The following is a 1668-nucleotide window of genomic DNA, read 5'->3' as shown; positions in this document are numbered from 1 at the left end:
GTCTCAGGCACGGGTGATCAGTTCGCCGATGATGAAGCTGAAGGTCAAGGCGCTCATGTGGCTTGCCGGAAAATACAACCGCAAGGTCTTTGGTGACAGCCAGCAGATAGAGGTCACGGACACTAGGCCGGTCATCAACCTGCCTGCTCAGTTTCAGGGGTTCGGCTTGCCAGTGATTGAGGGTGAGATAAGCGATGTGGAGCCGGAGGGTAAGGACGAAGACAAACTCTAGCATCGAGAAGTTAGCCGGGAAATCAATAGCTTGTGGAATATCAGTTACTTAATTTGACGGCAGGTATGAAGTATCGAAATCGTATTGGACTCTCAGGGTAAAGCTGGCATCCTTGTAAAGCCAATCGACTCGATAAATTGGGAGGCAACAATGAATGAGAGCTTTGATCGCTCCTACTACGAAGCCCGTCTCGCTAAGTCTTTGGAAATGGCATCTTCTGCTACGATGCCGTCTGTGCGTGACATTCACCTCAGCCACGCAAAGCAGTATGAAGCCGTGCTGAATCAACCCCATCTGGCGCGAAGGGCAGTTCCTTCCGGCCTCGTGCGCTCGGCTTAGCTGTAGCGACAGACTAAACCCTGAGGCTACACCTGCGTATGACAGGCTGAGTGTCACATATAGGTTGCTCTCCCAGTCATGTGACAACATACCCTTGGGGTCTAGAACCTGAGGTGACACATCATGCTTGTCGGCTATGCCCGCGTATCCACTACTGACCAAGACCTGACCATACAGCTTGAACGCCTCGCCTCCCAAGGGTGTGAGCGCGTGTTCAGTGAAAAAGAGGTCAGGCACAACTGCTGATCGTCCAGAGCTACAGAACTGTTTGGACTTTGTGCGTGAGGGCGACGTTCTGCTCGTCACCCGGCTTGACCGCTTCGCTCGGTCGATGGTCGATCTCCATAACATGCTCTCCCGGCTAGCCAGTCGCGGTGTGGGCGYTTCGATGCGTCGATCAGGCTGGCGTCGATCAGGCTGGCGTCGATACCACTACCCCACACGGCAAGCTCATGCTGGGTGTCCTCGGCAGTGTCGCGGAGTTCGAAACTGGACTGCGCGCAGAGCGTCAACGAGAGGGCATCGACAAAGCGAAGTCCGCTGGCGCGTATAAGGGCGGAAAGACCCGCATTGACGCCCATCGGGTAAGGACGATGCTATTGGASGGGGATGAACCCCAGCGTGGTAGCCCGAACGATGGGTATCTCTCGGCAGTCCGTTTATCGGTTGATGCCCTCAGACGACCTATAAGCACCGCGGCCCCGTAGAGCTAACCTACTGCCCCGCCGATCCCGATGGTCTGCGAGCGGGCTTCTACGGGCATCAGTGATAGCAAGGGGGGCAAGCGGTCGGACCCTTGGGGGGTGTATATCGACCTGCTGCTGAGGCGCTACATGGGTAAGAAACTAAAATTCCTCAGTTTCTAGAAACCAATCTGCTGACCAGATTTTTTATTCCTACGTTTTTAGAAACCAACCGTCTCTGAGATATTTTTTCAGTCGCCTATTCATCGACCGTTACTGCCTGCCGCGCTTTGAAGTTACCTGATATTTTCGCAAACGATATCGCTTTGGGATCAGTGAACTCCACATACCAAACAGTGCCAAACGCATCTCTCGATGTCGTGAAGGAATATCCATTTGCCGTGGCCCATTGCT

General features: G+C 53.9%; 2 protein-coding genes and 1 pseudogene. All 3 read left to right on the top strand.

From position 1 onward, the window contains the following. Positions 1–232, top strand: a 232-nt coding sequence (locus BF95_RS28045) for a hypothetical protein (protein ID WP_235210015.1), incomplete at its 5' end; no start/stop codon positions are given. A 462-nt stretch (positions 233–694) separates the two neighbouring features. Continuing rightward, a pseudogene (locus BF95_RS30880) lies at positions 695–1124 on the top strand (recombinase family protein). Then, entirely contained in the window at positions 1024–1278 is a 255-nt protein-coding gene (locus BF95_RS30875) for a hypothetical protein (protein ID WP_327195532.1), read from the top strand. The pseudogene BF95_RS30880 and the gene BF95_RS30875 overlap by 101 nt, the downstream one beginning before the upstream one ends. Positions 1279–1668 lie beyond the last annotated feature (390 nt).

It is taken from the genome of Sphingobium sp. Ant17, from assembly GCF_000588875.1.
Lineage (GTDB): Bacteria > Pseudomonadota > Alphaproteobacteria > Sphingomonadales > Sphingomonadaceae > Sphingobium.
The sequence above is the reverse complement of the archived record's forward strand: the minus strand, read 5'-3'. Positions and strand labels throughout refer to the sequence as shown.